This window comes from Gorillibacterium massiliense, from assembly GCF_000455485.1.
Taxonomy (GTDB): Bacteria; Bacillota; Bacilli; order Paenibacillales; family NBRC-103111; genus Gorillibacterium; species Gorillibacterium massiliense.
The window spans coordinates 1-26,028 of the sequence record NZ_CBQR020000161.1 but is presented as its reverse complement, the minus strand read 5'-3'; the positions used below and the strand labels follow the sequence as shown (position 1 = coordinate 26,028).

Genomic DNA, 26,028 nt, shown 5'->3' with positions numbered 1-26,028 from the left:
TCAGATGAAGTTTCTAGGCGCTTTCTGTTTGTTTTTTGCGGATGCCAAGTCTCCCGTGATGCCGATGATGTAGCGCGTAGTAGAAGGCGACGGACAATAGCGCCGTGAACCCAGCCACCGAATACATCATCCGATAATCCGTGAAAGCAGCAATCACTCCCATAAAGTAAGAACCGCACCCATAACCCAAATCAAACAGAAGGAAGAACGTCCCTGTAGCGCTGCCTCTTCGATGTTCGGGAGACAACTTGACCGCAAGTGTCTGAAAGCAGGGCAAGAGCGCTCCATAACCAATCCCCATGATGATACCCGCCAACAGGATCGCGGCCCCGGAATGTACTTGGCTGAGCAAGATCATACCGATAGCGAACAACACGATCCCGGGGTAGTACAAATAATGCTCTTTGTACTTATCGAATATTTTTCCGATAACCGGGCGAAATAGTACGATCATCACGGCAAATGTGAGGAAGAAAACAGACGTTATACTCGATTTGTGAATGTCTTGAGCAAAAGAAGCGAAAAATCCAGAAAGCGAACTATAGGCGAAAGATACGATAAAACCCACAATTGAGATAGGAAGGGCCTTGAGCTCGATAAAGTCGCTCCAATGCAGAGGCTTTTTTACATGGCTGGAAGCCATCGGCGAGATGATCTTCATGCCTTTCTCCTGTTGCCCCGGAAGCCTTATGCTGAGCGCGAACGCAAGAGACAATGCGGCTATTAAACATACGGCCAGCAGCAAGATGTTTTCATTCTTATCTTTCCACAGCAAAAGCCCGAGTGCAGGCCCGACTGCCATCGCTATGCTCATGAACATGCTGTAATAGCCAATGCCTTCCCCCTGACGAGAGTCGGGGATGATAGCGGAAGCAGCTGTGCTGATCGCAGTCGAAGCTACCGCATAGCAAATTCCGTGAACCAGACGAACCGCTAGAAATAATAGAATTCCCTTCGCTCCAAAATATCCGATACAGGCTAGCAGAAACAGGGACAATCCGATAACCGCCATCTTCTTTATCCCAAACCGGTCGACCCATAAGCCCGAAAACGGCCTGCCAATGACTCCCCCTATGATATATACGGTAATCGTCAAGCCCATCTGCTGCTGATTGCCATGCATACTGTCTTTCACATATAACGGAAAAGCAGTCGCTAAAATATAAAAAGTGAGAAACATGAAGAAACTACTCAAGCAAACAATTATAAAATCTCTCGTCCAGATTCTCTCCCTAAACAAGACAAATGCTCTCCTTTACATCCAAATATCACGCTCTCTCTATATATCAGATCATTATATAATTGCATTTTTATTATGTATAATACTTATATGATAATGGAATTATCATATGAAAGTTATAAAGAGAGTGAGTTGCCCCCATGGAATTTCTTCAATTGAAATATTTCCAAGCAGTCGCCAGGCTGGAGCATATCACGAAAGCGGCCAAAGAATTGAACGTGTCGCAACCATCTCTAAGTAATTCCATTCAGCGTTTAGAGAAGAAGCTCGGCGTTCCTTTGTTTGTACGCGAAGGCAGACGGATCAAGCTGAACTCCTTCGGCAAAACCTACCTTCGCCGCGTTGAACGAGCTTTCTTGGAACTGGAAGAGGGAGAACGCGAGATTGTCGACATGACAGGGCTCGAACACGGCGTCATTTCAATCTCGATTACGCTCCCGTACATTTTGCCGACGCTTCTCAAAGAGTTCTTGACATCTCATCCTCATGTCCGCATTATTCAACATCAATTAGGCTCCGCACTGGAGATCCAAAGCGAGTTGGAGAACGCCCTTATCGATTTCTCCATTTCCACAGTACCCGTTACGGGGCCGGACATTGAGTGGCTGGTCTTGGCAAAAGAGGAATTATGCTTAACGGTTCCGGCATCGCATCCTTTTGCTTCCAGGGAAAGTATTTCACTGATTGAAGCTGCAAACGAGCCCTTTATTACGTTATCCTCTAGCTCCAACTTCCGGGAGATCACGGATGGATTTTGCCGAATAGCAGGCTTTGAACCCAATATCGCGTTCGAGCTCGAAGAGGCCAGCTCCATCCAGACACTTGTCGAGATGGGACTCGGCATTACCTTCACGCTCCCTCTCTCGTTAGGCAACAGAGCCTCTAACCCAAATACCGTCCAGATAAAAATAAAGGATCCCGAGTGCCAGCGAACATTTGGGATCGCGTGGAATCGGAAACACTATCTGTCCGAAGCTGCTGTCCATTTCCGGGAATTCGTGATTAAATTCTTTGGGGAGTCCGTATCCACTTTCTAATTAACGAAGAGATGCGAAGGGCTTTTTCAGTCTATAATGAATCCATAAATCCTCTATCAAGGAGTTTATCCATTATGCGCCAACATGACGATTATCCTGAATTCAACGACGATCCCTACGCAGACCGGGAGAGCCGGAACCAACGCAAAGAATTAGAAAATCAAATCGTCCGCAACTATCAAAAAGACGAGCAAATGATGATCCTCGTATTTGCCCAGTGGTGCATTAATCACGAAAAAGATCCTTATGAATTATACAAAAAGGCGTATCCCTCCCAGGGAGAAAACGCTGCATTAACCCAGGCGATGGAGCTTACCGTACCGAAGGAGGAAGCGGGAGACATCCCCGATGAAACATTGCTCGGCGTGCTTTCTCTATACGGCAATGAAGATTTGGCCTTCGTGGTAGCCGCTGAAATCGCCGAAAGAAAGAGAAAAAAATGAAAAAATTCCGGGCAACCGGAATTTTTTTTGCAATGCGCTATCCTATCCTCCAGTTCAATGATGCCGGTAGGCTTGAGGCGTCGATCCAGTCAACTTCCGGAATGCCCGGTGGAATTGACTCGGACTTGAAAACCCAAGCTCCGCGCTAATCTGTCCGATCGTTGCCTCCGTGCTACGCAAACGGTTCATCGCCTCCGTGATACGCAGCTTCAATACATACTGATACGGCGTTGTTCCGGTGGCATCCCGAAAGGAGCGAATGAAATGAAACCGGCTTTGATGGGCGATCACCGCCAGTTGGTCGATACTGACGGTATTTTTGTAGCAATCCTGTATGAACGTGAGCGCCCTCTGAAGATGAGGGTCCATCTTCCCCGATGACGCAGAGATTAGCGGCTTCGCTTCCTTCGCCTCAATCCCCAGCCATTCGCCCAAGTAGGCAATGACATCGTATTCCACTTCCTGAACGGAAAGCGGATCTGCCAGGGATTGGCCTTGCAGCAGCGTTTGCATCCAATGGCGAAAACGGCCGACAATGTCCTCCGTCGCGAAGGGCTGGCAAATTTCATACTCCAGTCTCCTACCGAATTGCGGCTCTAACGCGGCCATGTTGCCGATACCCTTTTCATGCACTTTCAAAATAATAACGGAATCCTGGGCGCCAAGATGAAAATGATGCTGTGTCCCCGGAGGCAGCAGCAAACCGCTCCCCTGCTCCAAACCGCAATTCCGCGCTTCCCGAGTAAAATGGCATATCCCTTTGATCGGCAGTGTAACCTGCATCCAGTCATCATGTTTATGGGGAAGGTTTTTAAAATTGGCGCTTCCCTGCCAAAGCTCGACCCATTCGGTTTCGATTTTCATTTCCATGTCTCTTCACCTGAAGCCATTATAACAAATGAAAATAGCAATTGTTGCTCGGTCGCAGCACTAATCGCGACGACTTCACAGCACACATTCGCTATAATGGATAAAAAACTCCCACCCTATCACCAGAGAGAGGAGATCGAGCGGTCCATGGTCATCCAAATTGAACACGCCACATTTCGCCAAGGGGGGCGCAACCTGCTAAACGATGTAAGCTGGCGAATTTCGCCTGGTGAACACTGGGCACTCCTTGGCCTCAACGGTTCCGGCAAGACAACCCTGTTGAACCTGATCAACGGCTATTATTGGCCTACGGAAGGCTCCATCGAAGTACTTGGACATCAGTTCGGCGATGTCGATCTTCGCGAGCTGCGCAAAGAAATCGGCTGGGTCAGTACATCCCTGCAGGAAAAGCTGTACCCCTCCGACCGGACGCAATATGTTGTCATCAGCGGCAAGCACGCGACCATTGGCCTCTATGATGATATAACCGAGGAGGATCTGTCCCTTGCCCGCTCCCTGATGGATACGCTGGGCTGCTCCCACTTGTGGGACCGGGAACTTCGCTCCTGCTCCCAAGGTGAGAAGCAAAAACTGCTCATCGCCCGGGCACTGATGGCGAAACCGCGCATTCTCATCCTGGATGAGCCGTGCAACGGTCTTGATCTGTTTTCCCGGGATAAGCTTCTGGCCAGCATCAAAACGTTGGCGGATAGCCCAGAGGCGCCGACCTTAATCTATGTCACCCACCATACGGAGGAGATTCTACCGGCGTTTTCCCATGTGCTGCTTATCCGCGACGGCACCGTGATCCGAAGCGGAAAGAACGAAGACGTCCTAACCACTGAGGTACTGAGCGAATTTTACGAAGCGCCGGTTACGGTCGAGAAGCACGGAGAGCGCGTGTACGTGCGTACGACGGATTCAATGGTTTAGAAAAATCGAATGAAATCTTTTATTCCGGGCAACCGGAATTTTTTTTGTGCTATAATGAGCAAATATTCACAAGCGGTTGGTAAAGTTTTCATGCGGCGCTGCAACCGCAACGGATCATTGTCGGAGGGATAACCTAACATGAGTCAAATTGAGGTGTCGGGCTTAACGAAAGTTTTCCGTCAGGCGATCAAACAGCCTGGCCTTAAGGGAGCGGTCAAACATTTCTTTACCCAGCAGTACCGGGACAAACAGGCGGTTGATGGCATCAATCTGACCATCGAAAAAGGAGAATCGGTGGCTTACGTCGGGCCCAACGGGGCGGGCAAGTCCACGACGATTAAAATGCTTACGGGTATCTTAGTTCCCACCTCCGGAGCCGTCCGCGTAAACGGGATCGATCCGCATAAGAAACGGATGGAGAACGCCGGGAAAATCGGAGCGGTGTTCGGACAGCGGACTCAGCTATGGTGGGACATACCCGTAGCGGAATCCTTCTCCCTATTGAAAGACATCTACGAAATACCCGACGGCGTCTACCGGGAAAACATGAAAACGTTCACCAAGCTGCTGGAATTGGATGAATACATCCATCTTACGGGGCGCAAGCTTTCCCTCGGTCAACGCATGCGTGCCGATTTGGCCGCGTCTCTCTTACATAATCCGGAAATCGTCTACCTGGACGAACCGACCATCGGACTGGACATTGCGGTCAAGGAACGAATCCGCAAATTCATCAAACATATCAATGCCGAGCTGGGAACTACGGTGATGCTGACCACTCATGATCTGGGCGACATCGAAGATTTGTGTAGCCGACTCGTCATTATCGACCATGGCAAAATCATCTACGACGGAGAGCTGCAAGCGGTTAAGGACGCCTTTGCCCGGGAGCGCACCCTCCATTTCCAATTGGGTAAGCCCGCCTCGGCTTTAGCCCATACGCTTCACGGAATCCCCGGCATTATCTCCCATGAAGCCGACGGCAACCAGGTGTCGGTGAGTTTCGACCGCTTCGCCGTCACCGCCGGGGAGGTAGCCGGCCAAATCATGAAGCTGGCCGAAGTCGTAGACTTCCGCATCGACGAGCCCAGCATCGAGACGATCATCCGGCGAGTCTATGCCGGCGAGCTGGACTTGGCGGAGATGGCGACCGAGGAACGGGGTGTCGTCTAATGAGGGTGAGCGGCGTCAAAAAATACGTCACCATCGCCAACCGTTCCATGCAAAACACCTTTTCCTACCGGCTGGCCTATTTCATGAACATGCTGAACGCCTTCGTCGGTCTCTTTTCCATGTATTTTCTATGGAAGGCAATCTATGGAGGTAGGGATGTCCTCGCCGGTTACACGTGGGACCAGATGAAGGCATACATCGTCATTACGTTTTTGGCTAATTCTCTCTTATCCATCAACAGCGAATTTAAAATCTCAAGGGATATTCTCGATGGCGGCGTGGCGATGGATTTGATTAAACCCGTCGATTATCAGAAGGCAAGGCTATCCGAGACCCTCGGTTCCTGTCTGGTGGAGGGTTTGTTCAGCGCGCTTTTTGTCAGCCTGCTGCTGATTGCGACAGTCGGTATCATGGTGCCGGATCGTCTGGCGACCTGGTTATTATTTGTCGTAAGTTTGGCCTTATCGATCCTCGTCAAATTTGGAGTCGTGTACTTGACCGGATTGCTGTGCTTCTGGACAACGGGGTCTGTCGGGTTAGTATGGGCGCGGGCGGCCATCACCAATTTATTGTCCGGCGCACTCGTCCCCCTTTCCTTCTTCCCCCATTGGCTGGAAAAGCTGGCGATGGTTTTGCCGTTTCAAAGCATCATCTATACGCCTACCCGTATTTACATGAATGGACTTTCTGCCAGTGAGGCGCTGCAGATGATCGGCATCCAGCTTTTTTGGGCGGTTGTCCTCTGGTTTGCCGGGAAGTTTTTGTGGACCCATGCGATTAAAAAAATTACGATTCACGGCGGATAAGCGGAGGGAATAAAGATGAGGCTTCGACGCGGCCTGTTCTTGTACAGGCGTTTGTTCACCCAACAGCTGAGAGCAATTCTAGAATATCAGGCGGATTTCTTCATCATGATCGGCGCCGCCGTCTTGACCCAACTGCTCGGCTTTATTTTTCTGTGGGTGGTTTATCAGCGAATCCCCGATATCAACGGTTGGAAGTTCTGGGAAGTGACCTTCATGTACGCCATGGTCTTTTTTACGGAAGGAGTAGGGTCCTTATTCTTCGAAGGGACCTGGAGGCTTACTCGCCTGGTCAACATGGGAGAACTGGACCGCTATCTGCTTCGACCGATGCCGACGGCGCTGCAAATTTTCACCACCGGCATTGGGATGAACGGCATCGGCAACATCATCCTTGGCCTGGTCATCATCGGCCAGTCCTTGGGCCATATCGATATCAAATGGACAACAGGGAAAATCGTCGTGGGGATCGTGCTGTTCGTCTCCGCCATTGTCATACGGGTGGCCATCAATTTTGCCGCCAACTGTGCGGGATTCTGGATCAAATCGTCGGGGAACGCATTCCCGCTAATGGTTCACTCCTTCGCCGATTTTGCCAAGTACCCGATCTCGATCTTTTCCATCGGCCTGCAGGCCTTCATCTCGGCCATCGTACCTTTCGCATTTATCAGCTTCTTTCCCGCCGCCTATTTGTTTGGTAAGGAAAGCTGGGGCTGGATCGGCCTCTTTGGGCCGCTTGTGGCAGTCTATTGCGTGGGAATGGCCTATCTCGTATTCCGCATCGGCTTGAGCAAATATGAGAGTGTCGGGAATTAACTATCGTGAGTTCGCTCGCACGACCGACCGCTAAGCTTCAACGGCGCGAAACGCAGAAGTGTCGATCAACGAGATAGAAGGCTGGGCTGCGGCAGAGAAAATCTCCAGGAGATCTCTCGCCTCCGCCCACCCCGATCTCTTTGATCAAGGATGCATTTGCGATCCGCAGCAGGTGAAATAGAAAAAGGGAGTCACTGAGCCAAATTCATGGCTTTAGGGACTCCCTCTTCTTCAATACGGCCATTCCATCTTTAACTGCGCTTAATGCATTTAGGAGGGATTAAAATTTTGCAGCCCATAGCCATACGGGAACAGCGGATTGCCATAATTGGTTGGAACCGGTTGGTTGTTGTTGATATAATTGCGTATTTCGGCCCGCTCCGCTTCCGTGGCGCCGAGGTCGTATGGAAGATCCCATTTCTCAAGCTGATTAGTGATTACATCCGTTCCCACCTGATCTACCGAGCGGGGGAGTTGGAACGGCAGCTTGCCTTTCGGCAAGTAATCGCCGAACAGCAGTTGGGCGGTTGCCAGCCCTCCTCCATTCCCCGGACGATACACGACGAGAACGGCAGCGCATTTGCTCAGAATGTCTGTCAAAACATAAGGCCGCGGCATCACGACTACGGCAATGACGGGTATGCCCCGGTTATAGAACTTGTCGATCTGCGCTACTTGGTCAGCCGGAAACGTAATCTGTTTGTCCGGCCATTCCGTACCGTGGGTATAGCTTTTTTCGCCGATCACCACAACGGCTGCCTTTGCTTGAGTAGCATCATTCAAAACGACGTTGACGCCGGTGCCCGCTCTATCCTTAATGCCCTGAAAATAAGTTTTGGCAGCGGGATTATCGTGGTAAATCGATTGCCAAATGACATTGGCAATATTGTCGTTGGCCATATCGTCGCTGGTCGCCCGCGGCCCCGCCACGACAATCGTGTCTCCATTATTCGGCTTAAGGGGCAGAACGCCGTTGTTTTTCAACAGGGTGAGTGATTGGCGCGCCGCTTCATTGACGATATTATTGCTTTCCTCACTGTGCCAAATCGTGGTCGGATAATCGGGATCTCCATACGGATTCTCAAAAAGCCCCATCCTGAACTTGAGATCCAACACTCTGCGTACCGCTTCATTCAACCGCGTCCAGCCTACGGAAGCGATCAATGCATTGAAGTCGGTTCCTGAAGCCATGGCTCCTCCCATGACATCGCAACCCGCGCCCAAGCTTTTGGTAGATATATCCGTTGCCGACGCCAGCCAGTCTGTCATAACCACCCCATTGAAACCGATTACATTCCGCAAATAGTCAATGGTCGGTTTGCTGGTTCCCGCGCCATTTCCGCTGGGATCAAGGAACGGAGCGCCGCCATAACCGGGCATGACCGTTGCCGCGTTGGCATCCATCGCCGCATACCATGTCTTCATGTGCCATTTAATGGTGGTGCTGTCGTAGACGATGGACTGCTCGCCGCCTGCACCTTGGCTCGGCCAATGCTTCACCGTGATCATGATCGACTTGGGATTCACTTCAGGCCCGCCCTGCATCCCCGCGATCATAGCCCGCACCATAGCCGCCGAGTAATCGGCATTCTCGCCGGTGCCTTCCTGGAACCGGGGATAGAGCACCTTAGTATCTACTTCGGCCAGTGGCGAAAGGGTTCCGGTGAAGCCCCATGCCTTCTGTTCCCTGCGCTGCAGATCGCCGACCTGCCAGGCCAGGGTAAGATTCCGGGTTGCGGCCAGTCCCAGTTCAGTGGGAAATATCGTCTTCCAGCCGTGGATTTTATCGCCGGTGAAGGCGATGGGAATGCCCAGCCGCTGAGTGCTGGCCACTTTCTTCTGGGCATCCGTAATAAAATCGGTTGTTCCATAGGAAAAGACAAACCCCGCCAGCGGATTCAGATTATCGAGGGTGTCCGGAGAAAAGAAAAGCTGATTCAGCTTCTCTTCATTGGTCATCCGCGACATCAGGTCATCCAAGCGCGTCGAAATCGGGTTATGCCAATCCTCATAGGGCTCGATGGTACCGTTCTTGTTCAGATCGCGCACGCCGTTAACGAGGTTGACGCCATCGGCAACCTGCTCCATATAGGGCAGGTAGACGCTGAATTGGCCGACTGCGGACTGGCTTCTGTTACCGCTGCCGTCAATGGCGATGACGTACCATTTGTAGGTCCAGCGGTCAACCAGAGACGGCGCGGTAAAGCTGGTTCCCGTCACCTCGCCGACCTTGGTGTACCGGTCCAGTAGATTACCCGCCGCATTCCAGTCGTAGTCGGTTCTGGAGATATTGACCCAAACTTCGTATTTTGCCGTTCCCGCTTTGGCTTCCCAATTTAACAGCGGGGTTCTGGTCGTTGTCACCATTTGCCCGTTCACCGGAGAAAGCAGCCGGAAAGCCGAAATGGTGTAGGCTGCAGAGACGATATCCGAATCGGTCATCCCCGACTTGACGGCTACCGCCTTAATGGTTGTCGTAACCGGCACATTAATAGGACCGGTATAAGTGGGCGATGCCGTTGTCGGCGTGGAGCCATCCGTCGTGTACTTGATCGTCGCTCCGGACGAGGCGCTGGTTATGGCAACATTCTGAGCCGATGTGTAGACTCCCGCAGCGGGGGTAAAGGCGGGCGCCGCCACCTTTGGAGGCAGAGGTGTAGACTGACCGTACACCTCAAATTCCCATAATGAATATCCGTACGGCGTATTCCGCAACGTACCGCTCATTTTTACATACCGTGCCGTTACGGGTGTCAGCGTTATATTTTCGGTGCCTCCGGGTCCGTTCGTCTGGGTATAGACATCCGTCCATTGATTCAAATCCGTTGAAACCTGAATTTTATAGGATTTGGCACTTGCGGCTTCCCAAACCAGCTTGAGGCCGGTTACCGTGTTGTTAGCCCCCAGATCCACATAGATCCATTGGGGATCGCTGAATTCCGACTCCCATCGGGTCCCGGTATTGCCGTCAAAGGCGGCGGCTGCCGTTCCGGCTCCAATGTAGGAGGAAGCAACTGCATTTTTGTTCAAAGCCAAGTTCACCGGAGCTGCGGCGATGACATAGTCCGCAATCCCAATCGCCGAATCGGTTGTCCCCGACTTGGTGGCAATGGCTTTGACCGTCGTGCTCTGCGATACGCTAATCGGTCCGGTATAGACGGGAGAAGCTCCCGTTGGCGTAGAACCGTCCGTCGTATACCGGATGACGGCATCGGCCGTAGTGCTGGTAATTGTAACCGTTTGCGTAGAAACATAGGTTCCGGCACTTGGTGTAAACACAGGCGTTGCCGCAACCGGCCGATCGGAAATATCCACGCTTACGGCAGAATTGGGATTCACCGTAAAGGTGAGGGGATTGCCCTGCAGTACGTTGCCGTTCTGGTCGGTGGTCCGGAATTGGACCACCCTCTGCTCAACCATGTAGTTTACACCGAGGGTTACCGTAGAGCCGACGTTGTACCGCATGGTCTGATTAATGGCGGCGTTTTGAGATTTTAAGGAGGCGATGCCGGTAAGATCAGCCGGACTCAGCCCGATCTCCAAGTACTGAACGTATGGCCCTGTCACTGGAACGTTAACCGCTGTCTGGCTCGAGTTCACGACATAGGCTCCGGTGACTACAGCGGAGTCTGTCATGCCCGACTTCGTGGCGATGGCTTTAATAGTGGTGGTCGTCGTCACATTGATGGCCCCGGTATAAGTAGGGGAAGCCGCTGTCGGAGTGGAGCCGTCAGTCGTGTACTTGATTGTCGCCCCGGACGTGGCACTGGACAAGGTCACGCTTTGGGCAGAGGTGTAGGTGCCAGGCGCTGGCGTGAAGGTCGGCGCGGCAACCTGCTGTACCGTCCCTGCCGAAGTCAGGCTGAACCAGTTCAGGTTCCAGCCGTTGGTAAGACCAAATATGCGCAGAGTTTGATTGCCGGCCGTCAAATTCACGGTAGCGGTAACCGTCTGCCAGGTTTGCCAGCCGCCTGTATTGGGTACGGTTGCCGTTGCCAACACATCCGTCCCCTTCAGCAGCTGCAATTGCGTTCCCGTGTAGGGGCTGGATACCCGGAACTCGACGGTGTAGGTCCCAGCCGTCTGAACGTTAACCGCATAATCCATCCAATCGCCGTTATCCACATACCCTACGTCCAAACCGCCTTCCGAACAGGTTTCCGTCTGAATGCCGAACATGGCGGTGTAGTTCTCCGCTTCGATCTTTCCCGGATCGCCTGTCGCCGCATGGGCAGCCGGCCAGGAGCCAGCAATCAATGTAAAGACCATAACCAGGATCAGCAGCATGGACATGATTTTTTTCTTATACATGGCTTGAGCCTCCCATAGTTTTTAGGAAACGATACTCGTTACCATCCGACTGTAACAATCAATGCCAACGGATCATTATGCTCCAGATACGCTGCATAGCCGTTCACGTCGTCGTAGCAAAACCCGTAGGATAACCCGTCAATGCTGTGATCGTGCCAAAATTTCGCATAAAAATTGCTCGGTGCTGATTTGTAAAAATAGCTGGAGTCCGCCCAATGGGCCGGGTCCATATACACGCCCCTGTTCAAGGCCGCGCATAAAGCCGGATCGGCTGCCGCGCCAATGCCCAGTAAAATCTCCTGGGTTGTTGGCTTAGGACCTGACTGATGCCAAACCTGATTCACGTAGCTGTCGAAGTAATTTCCATAGGGTCCTCCCGCTTTGAATCCGCCCTTCGCAGGAGCCAGAATTCGGTAAGGCGCATTGACTAGTGTTTTAAATTCCGCCGGAACCTCGTTCTGATAGGCAGCGAATAAAGCGTCGCGAGTTTCCGTTTCACCGACGGTTTTGTCATACCCGTCGGCGGTGATCAGCCGGTGGGTAATGGGGAAGCCGAAAGCATCTACTCGGGTCGTGTTGCCGTGGTAACCTCCGGCATCAAGGGTAAATTCGATAAAGTCCCAATAGATATCATTGTTTGGGTCCGTCACATTGTTCACATCGGGTCCGGCGTATCCGTCGTCGTACAACTTGATGAACATCGGCGAGTTGATGCTCAGGAACATCCGGCCGGACGAAATGGCAGGAACGGACACCAACGGCACATCGCTTAATTTGTGATAGATATTCGCGTAATTTTGCCCGTTCTTGGTTAAATGTCCCGGTGCGTCGTTGAGAGCTGCCGATATCGGCACCAGATTGCCACTTGCGTCCAGGTAGCAAAGCTTGTTTTGAGCGTTCAGTCCGAGGATCGCCCAATAGATTTGACTATCGGAAAAGTTCCCCCTCGTTCCGTTCTTGATCTGAAAATCCATGGCGCCTCCGCCTTTTGAAATTTTATAGGCGGTGCTGGACAGTTCCGAGTCGGCCATGCCGGATTTGATGGCAATGGCCTTGACCGATGTGGTGGCTGCGACGGAAATCGGTCCGGTATAGGTGGGAGAAGCTGCGGTTGGCGTAGAGCCGTCCGTCGTGTATTTGATGGTGGCGCCTGCGGTCGTTGTGGCAAGGGTTACATTTTGCGCGGTTGCGTACGTGCCTCCCGGAGGGGTGAAGGTAGGCGCCGCCACTTGAGGGGTAGGCGCACCTGAACTGAACTGAAACCAATTGATGTTAAAGCCGCCGGCCGCCGCATAAAGAGTCAGCGTTTGGTTCCCCGCCGTCAAATTCACGACATCAGTGACGGTTTTCCAGGTTTGCCAGCCGCCGGTATTCGGCACTGAGGTTGTCGCCAAAACCGACGTTCCGCTCTTTAATTGAATTTGCCCACCCGTATTCGGACTCGCAACCCGGTATTGAACCGTATATGTGCCAGCCGCGGCCACGCTTACGTTAAAGCTCATGGAATCGCCGGTATCCACCCAGCCTACATCCAGTCCACCTTCCGAAGAAGCCTCTGTCGCAACGCCGGACATAGTGTCATAGCTCTCCGCTTCGATCTTCCCCGGGATTGCCTTGCCGGGCGAAGCTTGAATCACGTACGCCGCGGTGGCAACTGCCGAGTCGGTGAAACCGGATTTGGTGGCAATGGCCTTAATCGTGGTTGTAGCCGTAACAGAAATAGGCCCGATATACGTGGACGATGCCGAAGTCGGTGTGGAGCCGTCAGTCGTATACTTGATCGCCGCTCCAGACGTGGCGCTGGTTATGGTTACGCTTTGGGCCGAAACGTAGGTTCCGCCAGCAGGGGTAAAGGTCGGCGTCGCCACCTGCTGTGAAGGTGCAGCCGAGGTTAGGCTGAACCAGTTCAAATTCCAGCCGTTGGTGAGGGCATAAATACGCAGAGTCTGGCTGCCTGCTGTCAGATTCACGGTAGCTGCAACGGTCTGCCAGGTTTGCCATCCGCCTGTATTGGGAACGGTTGCCGTCGCCAACACGTCTGAACCCTTCTGCAGTTGGAATTGAGTTCCCGCATAAGGGCTGGATACCCGAAACTCGACCGAATAGGTTCCAGCCGTCTGGACATTAACCCCATAGTCCATCCAATCGCCGGCATCTACATAAGCGACGTCCAATCCCCCTTCCGAGCAGGACTCCGTCTGGATGCCGAACATTGCTGCATAATTCTCCGCTTCGATCTTTCCCGGATCGCCGGCTGCCGCATGGGCCGGAGCAAACGTAAAAATCATGCTGGCAATCAGCGAAACGATCATCAGAAACGAAATCCTTCTTTTCAAAAAACGCCTTCTCCTATTCATCACAATCATCCCTTCTTTTACTCAAAATGCAGAACAGAAGTCCAACGACCTGACTTGCTTTTGAGCAGAATGCTTTTGTTGTTGGGGTATTGCCCGCATGCCGGCTGAAACCCATGATTATTGTAGAATCTTCCTCCTCTCGCAATCTCGAAATCGATTTCATTTTGACGCAATCAAACGCACCACCTCCTTTCCATGGCAAATACAAACGAAATCGGTTTCGGAAAAGGATAGACTTAGAACTGGAGAAAATTCTTGTTCTTGCAGGGGATAACAGGGCGACTTCTTAAATCTCGTAAAGATGAGACAGAGCGTCTAGGGGCGACAATTCGATGGATGGAGCGGACGGATGGACAAGAAAATGGGAGGATAAGCATGGACGGTATGTACGAGTCGAGCGAATAACCTACTATCACCTATAAATTCCTTTATATTACATATCGTAATTTGTTTCGTAGTTTTCGTAAAACAAAAAATAGAGTCAGCTCCAATTTTTTTTGAACAAAGTGTCATACGTAATTATTTTTGCTGCGAGCCTGTCTAGCACTATCTAGTAAATGCCTGTGCGTAAGCTCTTGCAACAAAAAAACCAGTGTCCAAATGGACACTGGTTTTTTGCTGTGACGACCGAATAGGGTCAATTAATGATGAGATAAACCTTCCCGTTAACGAAAGATACGGTGTCAAAATTGGAGTAAACCCAAACTTCTATCGTATTGCCGTTAGAGGTTGAAGTGCTCGTACTGGCAGGACTCCCCCATGATAACCGAACTTGATCTTTCGTCATACCGATTGAGATTTGCTCAGCCTTTATCTGATTCCAAATCGCCTGTGACCAGTTGTATTTTTTATAGGGATCATAGGTGAAAAAAACGGAAGAATCTGCAAATAAATATTTAACATTATCGGAGCTCATCGAATAACTTTTCACTATTTTCCCTGAACTTGTTTTAAATTCGATGATAAAATAGCCTGTTTCATCCGGAATGATATCAGAAATGGTGACTTTCGAAAAGCGTTCCCAGCCTTCGTAGTAGTTAACCCAATAGGTTTTGCCAATATATTGAGCAAGACTGCCCTGAGCCAATTTTTTTAGGATAGAAGCCGTTTCACTGGATACGACAGTCATGGTTGCAGCACCGAAAGAAATGTTGGCTTGTTTTTTGGTCGAATCCCATTTCACCGTAGCGCCGAAAGAATCCGTCAACAATGAGGCTGGGAATAGCACATCCCCCTTGTCAACAATTGGCGCCGCTTTTAGAACAATTGCTTTGCCGTTAAGCTTCGCGTTTTTATCTCCTGTTTTCATTGATAGTGTAGTATCACCGAGCTTTATGTCGAATGCTCCATCCTTGGCTGTAACCGTTCCGCCGAGAGCTTGAAAGACAGGCTTAATCGGTAAGAAAATGACGCCATTTACTAATTTAGAGTACTTTTGATTTTCACGACTGCTTGAAGCAACTGTAAATGTTTTAGTAAAGCCGCTATAGGAGACGGTAACCTTGGATTGTCCAACCCCGAGAACCTTCAGCTTGCCGTCTGATTGAAGCTTAAGTAGATACGGCTTATCGATCGTGACTTCTAGGTCTGTTGCGGGGATTTTGAATTTGGCATCGTTCGAATAGGTTTCTAATGTGTTAATGTCCAAATTATCACTGAGATAAGGCTTTAAATTCGATATCGACACATCTAGTGTTTTCACGTAAGGCGCATTGACCGGTGTAACTTCTCCCTTGTTGTAAAACAGCCAGCTTCCGTCGCTTTTTTGTGCGTAAAATTGATCATTATCATCAAACTCCCCGGTCGTTTTGACGATTTGGCTTAATTGGGGCAGTTGTGTAAGTTCTGTGGTATCCCATTCATACACTCCTGTCCTCCAGACAGAGCCATCTTTCTTGGTGATCATGACCGTGTCGGCTGTAATACTATGCAAATAGGTAACATGAACGGCATCTTGCACAATTGTAACCGGAAGAGTGCGCATCTTGTCATCTAAATGATAGGGGTCATAGACAACCACATTGCCGTTTTTATATAAAAGAACGACTTTGTATCCGGATATCGCAATCGAGATAACGGAAGCCGGGTCAGAGACGTTTAAACGGTTACTAGGATCTTCCCTATTATAACTGTCTAGGAAAAAGATATCGCCGTTTTTTGTCAAAGCAACTGCGTGAGGATAAGCATAGCCCAGGAGTAAAACGTCTTTGATGGTTTTAACTTGTCCCGCTTGATTCCAAACCGTACCGTCCCCTTTCAACCAGAAGTTACCAACAACCTGCATGACTCCAGTTTGGCCTTCCACTATCTTGGGGACAGCTTTATCAACGAGCATAACTAATTTACCATCATTGGTAACTCCGTAATAATCAGAAATGGATGAAAGATTACCGTAATAATGTTTTGTTTCATTACCTCTGAGCCAAACCGAGCCATCGTCCATTAGCATTCGGTTTTCGCTAACGATGTCTTTAATTTGAGGTGTGTCATCTTGTGCGGCATAAGACTTCTCAAAACCGCTGCTCAAGCAAAATAATAAGCTGAAGGACAAAAGAAGATATAACGCCTTTTTCATCAGTTCGAACCTCTTTCATATTTAGAATACAATATTTTCCGTTAATTTAATTGTTTCGACAAAAAGAATGGTTCCCCTCCTAAATTCTTCCTTTCCCATGCAAAAAAGCACATCTATTGAAGGTGGCGGGTAGCGATTCGTGCAATAAAAAATAGCCCTCCACCTAACCAAGAAGGCCAAGTGGAGGGCGATAATCGTATAAACAGTCTAACAGATGCCGAATGAACGTCGGGTTCGCATTGTGCGTAACGCTTAGTTGTTCAAGTAAACGGTCTTGCCAGTTTTTGCGGATTCGTAGATGGCTTCGAGGATCTCGGAAACGACAAGGGCTTGCTCTGGCAATACAACCGGATCGGTGTCATTCAGGATCGCTTCGATCCAGAGACGTGCTTCCAGTTGGGGATCGGTTTCCGCAGAACCGGAGTAGAAGGCGACTCCACCAGCGCCCGTGTCCACCTTGGTTTCCCACAGGCGACTGAATTCTTCGCCGTTCAAACGGAGGCCGTCTTCCATGTCGGCGCCGCCTTCGGTGCCGCACAGCGTGACCTTCGCTTCTTTCACGTCAAGGGTGTTCAGCGCCCAAGAGGATTCCAGCACGACGGTTGCGCCGTTTTCGAATGTGATCATGCCGAACGCGGAATCTTCAACCGTGAATTCCTTCGGATCCCAGGAGCCGAAAGCGTTAGCGGCGTTCTCTTTATGGGAAAGCTTGTGGTAAACGGAGCCGAGAACAGCCTTGGGTTTGTAGTTGTTCATCGTCCACAGAGCCAGGTCGAGAGCGTGGGTGCCGATATCGATGAGCGGGCCTCCGCCTTGCTTTTCTTCATCCAGGAACACGCCCCAGGTCGGAACGGCGCGGCGGCGGATGGCATGGGCTTTCGCAAAGTACACTTCACCCAATCTGCCGGATTCAGCCACTTTTTTCAAGTGCTGGCTGTCTGGGCGGAAACGGTTATTGTAACCGATGGTGAGCTTTTTGCCAGTGCGCTTGGCTGCTTCCAGCATGGCGCGAGCGTCAGCCGCGGTTTTGGCCATCGGTTTTTCGCACATGACATGTTTGTCAGCTTCCAGAGCGGCGATGGTGATCGGCGCATGGGAATCGTTTGGCGTACAAACGTGAACGACGTCGATAGATGAATCCTTCAAAAGTTCTTTGTAATCTTCATACACTTTGGCGCCTTCTGCACCATATTGTTCTTTCGCTTTTTCAGCACGCTCCACGATAATATCGCAGAAAGCCACAAGCTCAACGGTATCTTTTAACCGGGACAAACTGGGAAGATGCTTACCATTTGCAATGCCGCCGCAGCCTACGACAGCCACTTTCAGCTTTTTGGACACGAATAGTCCTCCTTTTGAATAAAAGCGCTTTTAATAATGGTTCCTACACACTAAAATATAGTATAGCAAAAGAAAAAAAGAAATATTTGATCTGGTCGATCTTATATGCAATTTTGGCGTCTTGGAGGCGGGCCATGGAAATCTTCAACGAGAATATTCAGTATGAGAATCCGTTTTTATGTATGAAAATTTTTGAGGCGAACCGCACCTCTACGTCTCGGAATCCGTTAGGACACTGGCACTACCATAAGGAGATGGAGATCCTCGCCATCCTGGACGGTGAAATCGAGCTTCACGTAGAAGACGAATATTTCACGCTAACTGCCGGCGACGTGCTGATCATCGGCTCCTCCCAGCTTCACCGGGACCGGATCATGTCAGCCACTTCCCGCTATTATGTATTCCAATTTGACATGTCGTATTACATTGAGCCCAGCGTCATGCCGTATTACAAGCTGTTCATGGAGCCAGACTTCCCCTTAAGCCGGTTAAACTACATTTTCCGGGAAAATGCCGATGCGCGGCAGCTTATTCAAGATGCAGTGCGGGTCATTCATGAGGAATCCCAGGAAAAAGCCGATGGCTACGAGCTAGCGGTCAGTCTCCAGATCAAAAAAATCATGCTGCATTTGCTGCGGAGCGATAGCCGAAAGCTGCTGAATCACCCCAACAGCGCCGAACTGATCCGTTTAAAGCCGGTGCTGGATTACATCGATGCCAACATCGAGCACAAAATCCAGGTGGAGGACGCCAGCCGGGTCGTCAACGTCAGCTATTATTATTTCGTCAAATATTTTAAAAAAGTGCTGGGTATGTCCTTTCTGGAATATGTCAACTTTAAAAAAATCAAAATGGCCGAGCGCTACTTGCTGACCAAGGACATGAGCATCGCCGAGGTGGGGGAAGCCATCGGCATGCCAAACATGGCGCACTTCTACAAGCTGTTCAAAAAATTCAATGATTGCTCGCCTAACGAGTACCGCAAGAAGATGCAGGAATGGAGAAAATAATTCGAGTCAGAAAGAGATAAGGAGAGAATACTGTGAAGTTTACGGGTTTCGAGCCAGCGGATTTTGAGCTTTTTACCATCGAGGGATTAGAGGAACGAATGGCTGCGCTCATCAAGCAGCTGCGGCCGAAGTTCGTCAATCTGGGAGAGGACCTGCTGGGGCCGATCCGCGATATAACCGGGACGGACATGTTCGCCCACGTTGCCAAGCACGCCCGGAGAAAAACCAACCCGCCGGCGGACAGCTGGATCGCTTTCGCCGCCAATCCACGGGGCTATAAAATGCTGCCCCACTTCCAAATCGCCGTATGGCCGACCCACGTTTTAATCCAGTGGGGAATCATCTATGAAGCGCCGAACAAAAAAGTTTTCGCCGACAGCTTGATCGCGCATCTGGACGAAGTAAAACGGAGTCTTCCCGACACATTCACTTGGTCGAAAGATCATATGAAACCGGAAGGCGAGATTCATAGCCGTTTAAGCGATGACGATTTTGCCGACTTCGCCAATCGGCTGCGCCACAACAAAAACGGGGAGATCATGGTCGGACTTTCCATCGCGAAACAGAATGCCCTCGCCATGCCCCCCCATGATTTTCTTGCAACGGTAACAGATGTGTGGGAAAAGCTGATGGTGCTCCACCGCCTTGCCACGGATTCAAACGCCCTCATACGAGCTTAATCGCATTAAAAAAAGGCACAACCGGCGCCGCTCGAGCGCTTGTTGTGCCTTTTTCATGCCCTTTCCTATGCGGGGTAACGCTACTTTTTCACACCGATCAGCTTGTAGCCCACTCCGCGGATGGCATCGATGCGTACGGATTGTTGGTTCATCTCCAACTTCTTCCGCAGAGAGCTGACGTGCACATCTACCGTACGCTGGCCGCCGATATAATCGAAGCCCCATACGACGTTCATCAGGTCGTCGCGGGTAACGACGATGCCCGGACGCTGCACGAGATAAAGCAGCACTTCGAACTCCTTCGGCCGAAGGGGTATCGCTTCGCCGTTCAAATGCACTTCGTATTTCTCAGGGTAGATAATTAAATCGCCGGCGACGATGGTCTTCTCACCTGTTTCCGTCGCAACCGCCACTCCGGCGTCCTCGGGGTGAAATCTTCTCAGCACGGCAGCGACCCGAGCCAGAAGTTCCGCCACGCCAAAGGGCTTAGTAATGTAATCGTCCGCCCCAAGCCGCAAGCCCTGCACCACTTCTTCCTCTGCATTGCGAGCCGTTAAAATAATAACGGGTGTTGTGGAGCCCATCTTCCTTATTTCCGTGAGCACCTCGAACCCGTTCATCCCCGGAAGCATGATGTCCAATATAATCAAATCAAAATCCTGGCGCAGAGCAAGGTGCAGCCCTTCTCCGCCATGAGCCGATGCCTGGACCTGGTAGCCTTCCTGACCCAGATTGTACGTCAGAAGCCGTGATAGAGTCGGTTCATCCTCGATAACCAAAATCTGAAAAGGCATTCCGATCCCCCATTTATATAATGCTTGTCCGTGCAGCCAAAAGCGACTTTCGGATCGATTTGACGTTCTTAACAAGTTTAACACGAAAATGTAAGCGTAGTGTAAAGGTTTTATTAAGAGAGTGTAAACGGAACCGGGCTACAGGCCTTCCTGAAGAACGTTCAGCTCGATGATAAAGCTGGAGCCGACGCCGACCTGGCTGTCTACCGTGATGGTGCCGTGATGCGGTTCCACCAAATGCTTCACGATGGAAAGCCCCAGGCCGGTTCCGCCTGAACTGCGGGAACGGGCTTTATCCACCCGGTAAAAACGCTCGAAGATCCGCGGCAAATCCTTGCGGGGAATGCCGATACCGCTATCTGATACCGTAATCCGGATCCGTTCCCTTTTCCCGTCTCCATACGCAGGAACAAGCTTGTCATTCCCTTCTTCTCCATTATCATCCGCAATCTCTTCAGGTTCATCCAACACTTCGACCTTCACCCGCACCTCTCCGCCCTCCGGCGTATAATTTACGCCGTTAGACAGCAGGTTGATCATAATCTGCCGCAGCTTGTCTTCGTCCGCTTCCATGTAGATATCGCTTTCGGCCTCCAGGCTGAGGCGAATCCGTTTCCGGTCCGCTTCCCCTTGAACAGTTCGTAGCGATTCCTCCATAAAGCTGCGCAGCTCCACAGGAGAAAAATCCGTTGTGTTGGTGCGACGCGATTCAATTTTGGACAGCTCCAGAATATCGCCGATCAGACGGTTCAAGCGTTCGCTTTCATCAAAGATGATCTGAATAAAAGAACGGGCCGTCTCCGGATCATCCAGTGCACCTGCCAGCAGCGTTTCCGAAAATCCTTTTACCGCGGCGATGGGCGTCTTGAGCTCATGGGAGACGTTGGCGACAAATTCGCTTCTCATCCGCTCCAGGCGGCGAAATGCGGTGATATCATGAAGCACGATGAGGGAGCCCGAGCCGCTTCCATCCGATTCATACAAAGGCGTGATATTTAATTCGACGATCCGCTCATTCGGGAAATGCAGCACGAACTCGTCATGAACGGGGCTTCCCGTCTCTTCGCACATTTCAATTTCTTGAGCCATCTCATGAGGCAAACCGGCTTCCATGTAGACCTTATCCACCAGCTCATCGCTGGAATAGCCCAAATACTCTTCGGCAACGGGATTCACGATGACGATTTTCTTCTCTTTGCTCACAAGCAAAATACCGCTGGTCATGTTCATCAGCACGTTTTGCAGCCGGGTTTTATGCTCGGATATGCGTTGTAGCTGATTTTGCAGGCTATCTGCCATTGTATTGATCGCTTGACCCAATTGGCCGATTTCATCCTTGCGCATAACCGATACCCTTGAGCCGTAATCTAGATTGGTGATCCGCTGGGCAACCCGAGTGATCTTTTCCAGCGGCCGGGTTATGCTGAAAGCAATGCGATAGCTGACTAAGCCGGCAACGGCAAAGAGAACAAATAAACCGATCAGCATGTACATCCAAAGCTTGTTCAGAGATTCATCTACGCTCTCCAGACTCATGGCTAGACGGATGTACGCGATAATCTCGTTATTCCCGTTTTTGATCGGCTCTGCCGCATACAGCATATCTTGCCCAAGGGTATTGCTATGACGCACGGAATACCCGATGCCGCTCTCCGCCGCCTCGCGGACTTCTTCCCGGCTCAAGTGATTGTCCATTTCCTCCGGGTTCGATTCCGAATCGGCCAATACTTTCCCGTCGGCGCGAATATAAGTAAGCCTCGCTCCAGCGGAATCCTTCAGCGATTTTACCCTTGTGCCGTAATATGCGGTCATCTCATCCAGGCTGCCTTCCTTCGCCCAGTTATCCGTTGCCAAAATAATCGCAATCTCTCGAACCAGATTTTGCTCCAAGGCATCGATATAGCTGTTTTTTAAGATACGAGCGGAAAAAATCCCCGCCGCCAACACCGACAAACCGACAAGCAGGATCAGCATGAAGGTGAGCCTGGTCCGTACTTTTTTCATCGCATGATTCACCCCGTTCATTCACCTGACAAATTCCGACTGACAAGTACCTAATCTCTATCGTAATCTTATCCTTAAACTTTATCCATACCGATAAATTATCGTATTGTTAAGGGAATGTAAAAAGAAAAGAAATACTTCATAATCGATGGTATAGTATAATGAAAATCTAGTTTTGGACTGTATCCATCGGCGTCTGGAAAATCATGCGGCTAGAGGAACGCTGGAAAGGGTTCACCGGATAACGTTATAATAAAGGGATGAACCCAACGAAATTCATTTTCAAGGAGATAGCCGATGCTTAAGCATGTATTAAAGTGCGCCTTCGCCATAGTCGCCGGACTCGCCTTGCTCGCCGCCAGTCTAGGTCATTACCGGCCGCAAGTTCCCTATAAAAATCAAGTCGCCGTTCTCATGTATCACCATATCCACGATACGGATACCAGCTCTGCCACCATCTCGACCCGGCTGTTTCAGGATCAGTTAACCTATCTCAAGGCACAGGGCTATCATTTTATCACCTTGGACGATTTGAAGGGTTTTCTAAACGGCGGCGCTGTTCCTCCGGGAGCGGTGCTGGTCACTTTTGACGACGGCTACAAAAGCGTGAAGACAAACGCCCTGCCTATTCTGGAAAAAATGAATATTCCGGCAGTCATTTTTTACATCACCCAAAAACAAGAGCATCCTGAGAAAGGCATACCTCCTTTTCAAAGCAACGAAGACATCCGCGGCATGCTGCAGGAAACGTCTTTGGTGGACATCGGCTCCCATACGCATAACCTCCACAATAAAACCGGACCGGGCAAGGGTGAAGGACTGCTCGTTGCGCGGCTCAAAAATAACGGCAAAACCGAAACCGAGGAAGAATACGAGAAACGGATCACAACAGACCTCAGCACCTCCCTTGAACGCTTGCAGGCGCTAACCTCAAAAAAGGTCGACACGCTGGCTTACCCTTACGGGATATTTGATCGCAAATCCATCGATCTCGCCAAAGAAGCGGGGATCCACTATGCTTTTACCATTACACAGCGCATGACCTTATCATCTACCGACCCGATGCAGATCCCACGGATCAACGCCGGCAGCCCGAACATCACGCCGGAGCTTCTGGATAAAACCATCCGCAGAGAGACTATCGCCCTGCCCGGAGTGATCAACTGGCTGCACGATCATCTGAAGCTTTAACTTCTGTTCCAAAACCATTCCGGGAAGGAAGCTGGACATGGATCATTCCTTTTTTGCCTATATGTACCGTCTTCGCTATATTCGGCGCTGGAGCTTGATGCGCAACGTCGTGGAGGAAAATGTAGCCGAGCATTCTTTTCACGTGGCGATATTAACCCATTTGCTCTGCACGGTCGGCAATGTCGTATACGGAAAGCAGCTGTCTGCGGATAAGGCTGTTACGATGGCTCTGTTTCATGATGCCACCGAGGTGATCGTCGGCGACATTCCGACGCCGGTCAAGCATCAGAACCCGGACATTCTCAGTAATTTCCGGGAAATCGAGCGGCTTGCTGGGGAGCGGCTTTTGGATATGGTGCCGGTTGAACTGCAGCCGGTTTACGCATCGCTAGTAGAAAGTAAAAACGCCTCCTTGCCCACGGATGCCGATGAATCGGAAAGGGAGCTGCGCAAGATCATCAAGGGCGCCGATTTGCTGGATGCCTATCTGAAATGTGTCACCGAACTGGCCGCCGGGAACCGGGAGTTTGCCATCGCCAAAGGTCAAATCGAGAAATCGTTGATGGCGCTTCACTTGCCGGAGATCGAATATTTTCTGGAGCATCTGGCACCCAGCTTCGCTCAATCGCTAGATGAGCTTGCGGAGGATCATTAACCGGTGCGGAATTCCTATCGGCTGGTCGGCTGGATGCTTTCCTGCTCGACGTGGTCAAGAAACGCCCGTGCGGCAAAGCTCAAGTAGCGGCCGATACGCGTGATAACGGCCACCTCGTAGGGGATGACGGGACCGGTAAGATCGAGGGTCCGAATACGGCTTGCGTCCAGCTTGCGGCAGAGGCTTTCGGGGAGAAAGGAAAGACCTAAACCTTCCGCAACCATTTCGCTAATAAAATCCCACTCTGCGCTTTCATAGACGATGTGGGGCACATATCCCAAACGACGGCACTCTTCGCGGATACGGTCGTTAATGGCGAACCCTTCCTTCAGCAGGATGAAGGGTTCGTCTTTTAGTGCGGCCAGTTGCACCTCCCGACTACCCGCCAAAGGATGCTGGCATCCGACGATTACCGCCAGCTTCTCCTGTAAAAACGGCCGGATATCGAACAGCCCCTCCTCCACCGGCAAGACGACGACACCCGCGTCCGTCTCGCCGTTTTGCACGGCCTGCTCCACCCGCTTCGATCCGTCCTCGCCGAGACGAATGGAGATTCCCGGATACTGCTTATGAAATCGCGCAATGATTCCCGGGAAGAACAACGACCCGATAATCGGCGGCATCCCCAGTCGTACGGTCCCTTTCTTGACTTGCATGACTTCATAAAGAGTATCCGTTAGATGGTAAAAGGATTGGAGGATGCTTTCCGCTTCCGAAAGCACCGTCTCGCCGGCATCTGTAAGCTCGATTCGTCTGGATGAGCGGTCAAAAAGGGAAACGCCCAGCTCCTCCTCTAAACTTTTTATCCCTTTGCTCAAGGTGGATTGCGAAAGATGCAGAGTCTCCGACGCTTTTGTAAAGCTGCCGCAGCGGGCGACTTCCGTAAAATAATGCAGCTGGCGGACGTCCATCCAGGCGCCTCCTTGTTCACGATTCGTTTCTGTCATTATATCATTCCAATATGGAATGTTAATTATGAAATCTATGAATTTTACGAATGACGCATCTGGCGGTACAATGAATAAACCGACAACGGAAATACATTTTGGAGTGACTAATTTGAAACGTTATCTGCTCATCCTCTGTCAGATTGTCCTGTTCTCCGCTATCGCCATGGGAGGGGAATGGTTTGTCCACTTGATCCATCTGAAGCTGTCCGGGAGTATTCTTGGCATGATCGTACTGTTTCTGCTGCTAAAAACCGGTGTTGTCAAACTGCGCTGGTTTGAAGAAGGCGCCGAATGGATGCATGCCCGGCTTGTTCTCTTTTTCGTGCCATCGGCGGTTGGCATCTGCCAGTATGGCGGCTTGCTCCGCACGGACGGTCTTTCCCTTCTCGCAATCATCGTTGCCAGCACATTGGCTGTCATGGCTTTAACCGGCATCAGCGCCCAGTTTTTAGGCAGACGAAAGGGGCGCGGATAAATGGTTACGCTGATCAGTACAGCAAGTTTGTTTTCAACGGTTGCCGTTTATAGTGCCGTAAGGCGGCTCTACCAACGGATCCCCCGCTTTTTATTTACACCTATCCTGATTTGCCCTTTGATTCTGCTTGCCCTATTGGCAGTCAGCCGGGTTTCCTATGATGTCTACGACCGGGGGGCGGATGTTCTAACCTTCTTGCTGAAACCGGCAACCGTTGCTTTTGCCATCCCGATCTACAAACACTATGACATGCTGAAAAAGCATGCGTTGGAAATCGTAGGCAGCGTCATCATCGGATCTGCCGCAGGCATTTCCACCTCCATGCTGATGGGCCGTCTGCTGGGCATGAGCCCGGAAGTTATAGGCAGCC

General features: G+C 50.8%; 21 protein-coding genes. 12 read left to right on the top strand and 9 right to left on the bottom strand.

Annotated features, from left to right (window positions below):
* Positions 1-13: 13 nt before the first annotated feature.
* Positions 14-1,195 (bottom strand): MFS transporter, encoded by a 1,182-nt coding sequence (locus TJ79_RS22695; protein ID WP_337588962.1) that lies wholly within the window; start codon positions 1,193-1,195, stop codon positions 14-16.
* Positions 1,196-1,380: 185 nt separating this feature from the next.
* On the opposite strand from TJ79_RS22695, the gene TJ79_RS22690 reads away from it, so the two are divergent.
* Positions 1,381-2,277: a LysR family transcriptional regulator gene (locus TJ79_RS22690; RefSeq protein WP_040952634.1), complete on the top strand. Its 897-nt coding sequence runs from the start codon at positions 1,381-1,383 to the stop codon at positions 2,275-2,277.
* Between the two features lie 194 nt (positions 2,278-2,471).
* Complete coding sequence (locus TJ79_RS22685) at positions 2,472-2,720, top strand: hypothetical protein (protein WP_052339896.1); 249 nt, start codon at positions 2,472-2,474, stop codon at positions 2,718-2,720.
* Between the two features lie 54 nt (positions 2,721-2,774).
* Here TJ79_RS22685 and TJ79_RS26285 read toward each other — a convergent pair whose 3' ends face one another.
* Positions 2,775-3,584, bottom strand: coding sequence for an AraC family transcriptional regulator (locus tag TJ79_RS26285; RefSeq protein ID WP_162162983.1), 810 nt, complete (start codon positions 3,582-3,584; stop codon positions 2,775-2,777).
* Positions 3,585-3,737: 153 nt separating this feature from the next.
* Here TJ79_RS26285 and TJ79_RS22675 point away from each other — a divergent pair, with 153 nt between their 5' ends.
* The 4 genes from TJ79_RS22675 to TJ79_RS22660 all read left to right on the top strand — a co-directional run bounded on the left by TJ79_RS22675 (position 3,738) and on the right by TJ79_RS22660 (position 7,315).
* Positions 3,738-4,523, top strand: a complete 786-nt coding sequence (locus tag TJ79_RS22675) for an ABC transporter ATP-binding protein (RefSeq protein WP_040952633.1) — start codon at positions 3,738-3,740, stop codon at positions 4,521-4,523.
* Positions 4,524-4,661: 138 nt separating this feature from the next.
* A complete protein-coding gene (locus TJ79_RS22670; protein ID WP_040952632.1) occupies positions 4,662-5,696 on the top strand; it encodes an ABC transporter ATP-binding protein in 1,035 nt (344 codons plus the stop codon).
* Positions 5,696-6,502, top strand: a complete 807-nt coding sequence (locus TJ79_RS22665) for an ABC transporter permease (protein WP_040952631.1) — start codon at positions 5,696-5,698, stop codon at positions 6,500-6,502. The genes TJ79_RS22670 and TJ79_RS22665 overlap by 1 nt, the downstream gene beginning before the upstream one ends.
* A gap of 15 nt (positions 6,503-6,517) precedes the next feature.
* On the top strand, positions 6,518-7,315 hold the full coding sequence (locus tag TJ79_RS22660; protein ID WP_040952630.1) for an ABC transporter permease: 798 nt from the start codon (positions 6,518-6,520) through the stop codon (positions 7,313-7,315).
* A 270-nt stretch (positions 7,316-7,585) separates the two neighbouring features.
* Here TJ79_RS22660 and TJ79_RS22655 read toward each other — a convergent pair whose 3' ends face one another.
* From TJ79_RS22655 to TJ79_RS22640, 4 genes are all read right to left on the bottom strand, one after another.
* The gene (locus TJ79_RS22655; protein ID WP_052339888.1) at positions 7,586-11,626 is read right to left on the bottom strand and encodes a chitobiase/beta-hexosaminidase C-terminal domain-containing protein; all 4,041 of its coding nucleotides are present in this window, start codon (positions 11,624-11,626) and stop codon (positions 7,586-7,588) included.
* A gap of 38 nt (positions 11,627-11,664) precedes the next feature.
* Positions 11,665-13,962 (bottom strand): carbohydrate-binding protein, encoded by a 2,298-nt coding sequence (locus TJ79_RS28305; protein WP_238323112.1) that lies wholly within the window; start codon positions 13,960-13,962, stop codon positions 11,665-11,667.
* Between the two features lie 658 nt (positions 13,963-14,620).
* Positions 14,621-16,558 carry a copper amine oxidase N-terminal domain-containing protein gene (locus tag TJ79_RS22645; protein ID WP_040952629.1) on the bottom strand — a complete coding sequence of 646 codons (1,938 nt, stop codon included), beginning with the start codon at positions 16,556-16,558 and terminating at the stop codon, positions 14,621-14,623.
* A gap of 252 nt (positions 16,559-16,810) precedes the next feature.
* Complete coding sequence (locus TJ79_RS22640; protein WP_040952628.1) at positions 16,811-17,899, bottom strand: Gfo/Idh/MocA family protein; 1,089 nt, start codon at positions 17,897-17,899, stop codon at positions 16,811-16,813.
* A 134-nt stretch (positions 17,900-18,033) separates the two neighbouring features.
* Here TJ79_RS22640 and TJ79_RS22635 point away from each other — a divergent pair, with 134 nt between their 5' ends.
* Positions 18,034-18,909 carry a helix-turn-helix domain-containing protein gene (locus TJ79_RS22635; protein ID WP_040952627.1) on the top strand — a complete coding sequence of 292 codons (876 nt, stop codon included), beginning with the start codon at positions 18,034-18,036 and terminating at the stop codon, positions 18,907-18,909.
* A gap of 32 nt (positions 18,910-18,941) precedes the next feature.
* Entirely contained in the window at positions 18,942-19,589 is a 648-nt protein-coding gene (locus TJ79_RS22630) for a DUF1054 domain-containing protein (RefSeq protein WP_040952626.1), read from the top strand.
* An 80-nt stretch (positions 19,590-19,669) separates the two neighbouring features.
* On the opposite strand, the gene TJ79_RS22625 is transcribed toward TJ79_RS22630, so the two are convergent.
* On the bottom strand, positions 19,670-20,383 hold the full coding sequence (locus TJ79_RS22625) for a response regulator transcription factor (RefSeq protein ID WP_040952625.1): 714 nt from the start codon (positions 20,381-20,383) through the stop codon (positions 19,670-19,672).
* A gap of 138 nt (positions 20,384-20,521) precedes the next feature.
* Entirely contained in the window at positions 20,522-22,387 is a 1,866-nt protein-coding gene (gene pnpS / locus TJ79_RS22620) for a two-component system histidine kinase PnpS (protein ID WP_040952670.1), read from the bottom strand.
* Between the two features lie 297 nt (positions 22,388-22,684).
* Here pnpS and TJ79_RS22615 point away from each other — a divergent pair, with 297 nt between their 5' ends.
* Complete coding sequence (locus TJ79_RS22615; RefSeq protein ID WP_052339887.1) at positions 22,685-23,578, top strand: polysaccharide deacetylase family protein; 894 nt, start codon at positions 22,685-22,687, stop codon at positions 23,576-23,578.
* Between the two features lie 37 nt (positions 23,579-23,615).
* Entirely contained in the window at positions 23,616-24,233 is a 618-nt protein-coding gene (gene yfbR / locus TJ79_RS22610) for a 5'-deoxynucleotidase (protein WP_040952624.1), read from the top strand.
* 14 nt (positions 24,234-24,247) lie between these two features.
* Here the strand turns inward: yfbR and TJ79_RS22605 are convergent, their stop codons facing one another.
* Positions 24,248-25,144 (bottom strand): LysR family transcriptional regulator, encoded by an 897-nt coding sequence (locus TJ79_RS22605; protein WP_040952623.1) that lies wholly within the window; start codon positions 25,142-25,144, stop codon positions 24,248-24,250.
* Positions 25,145-25,208: 64 nt separating this feature from the next.
* Between TJ79_RS22605 and TJ79_RS22600 the strand changes: the two genes are divergently transcribed.
* Complete coding sequence (locus TJ79_RS22600) at positions 25,209-25,658, top strand: CidA/LrgA family protein (protein WP_162162982.1); 450 nt, start codon at positions 25,209-25,211, stop codon at positions 25,656-25,658.
* Positions 25,659-26,028 (top strand): LrgB family protein (locus tag TJ79_RS22595; protein ID WP_040952621.1); only part of this gene is annotated, 370 nt, incomplete at its 3' end.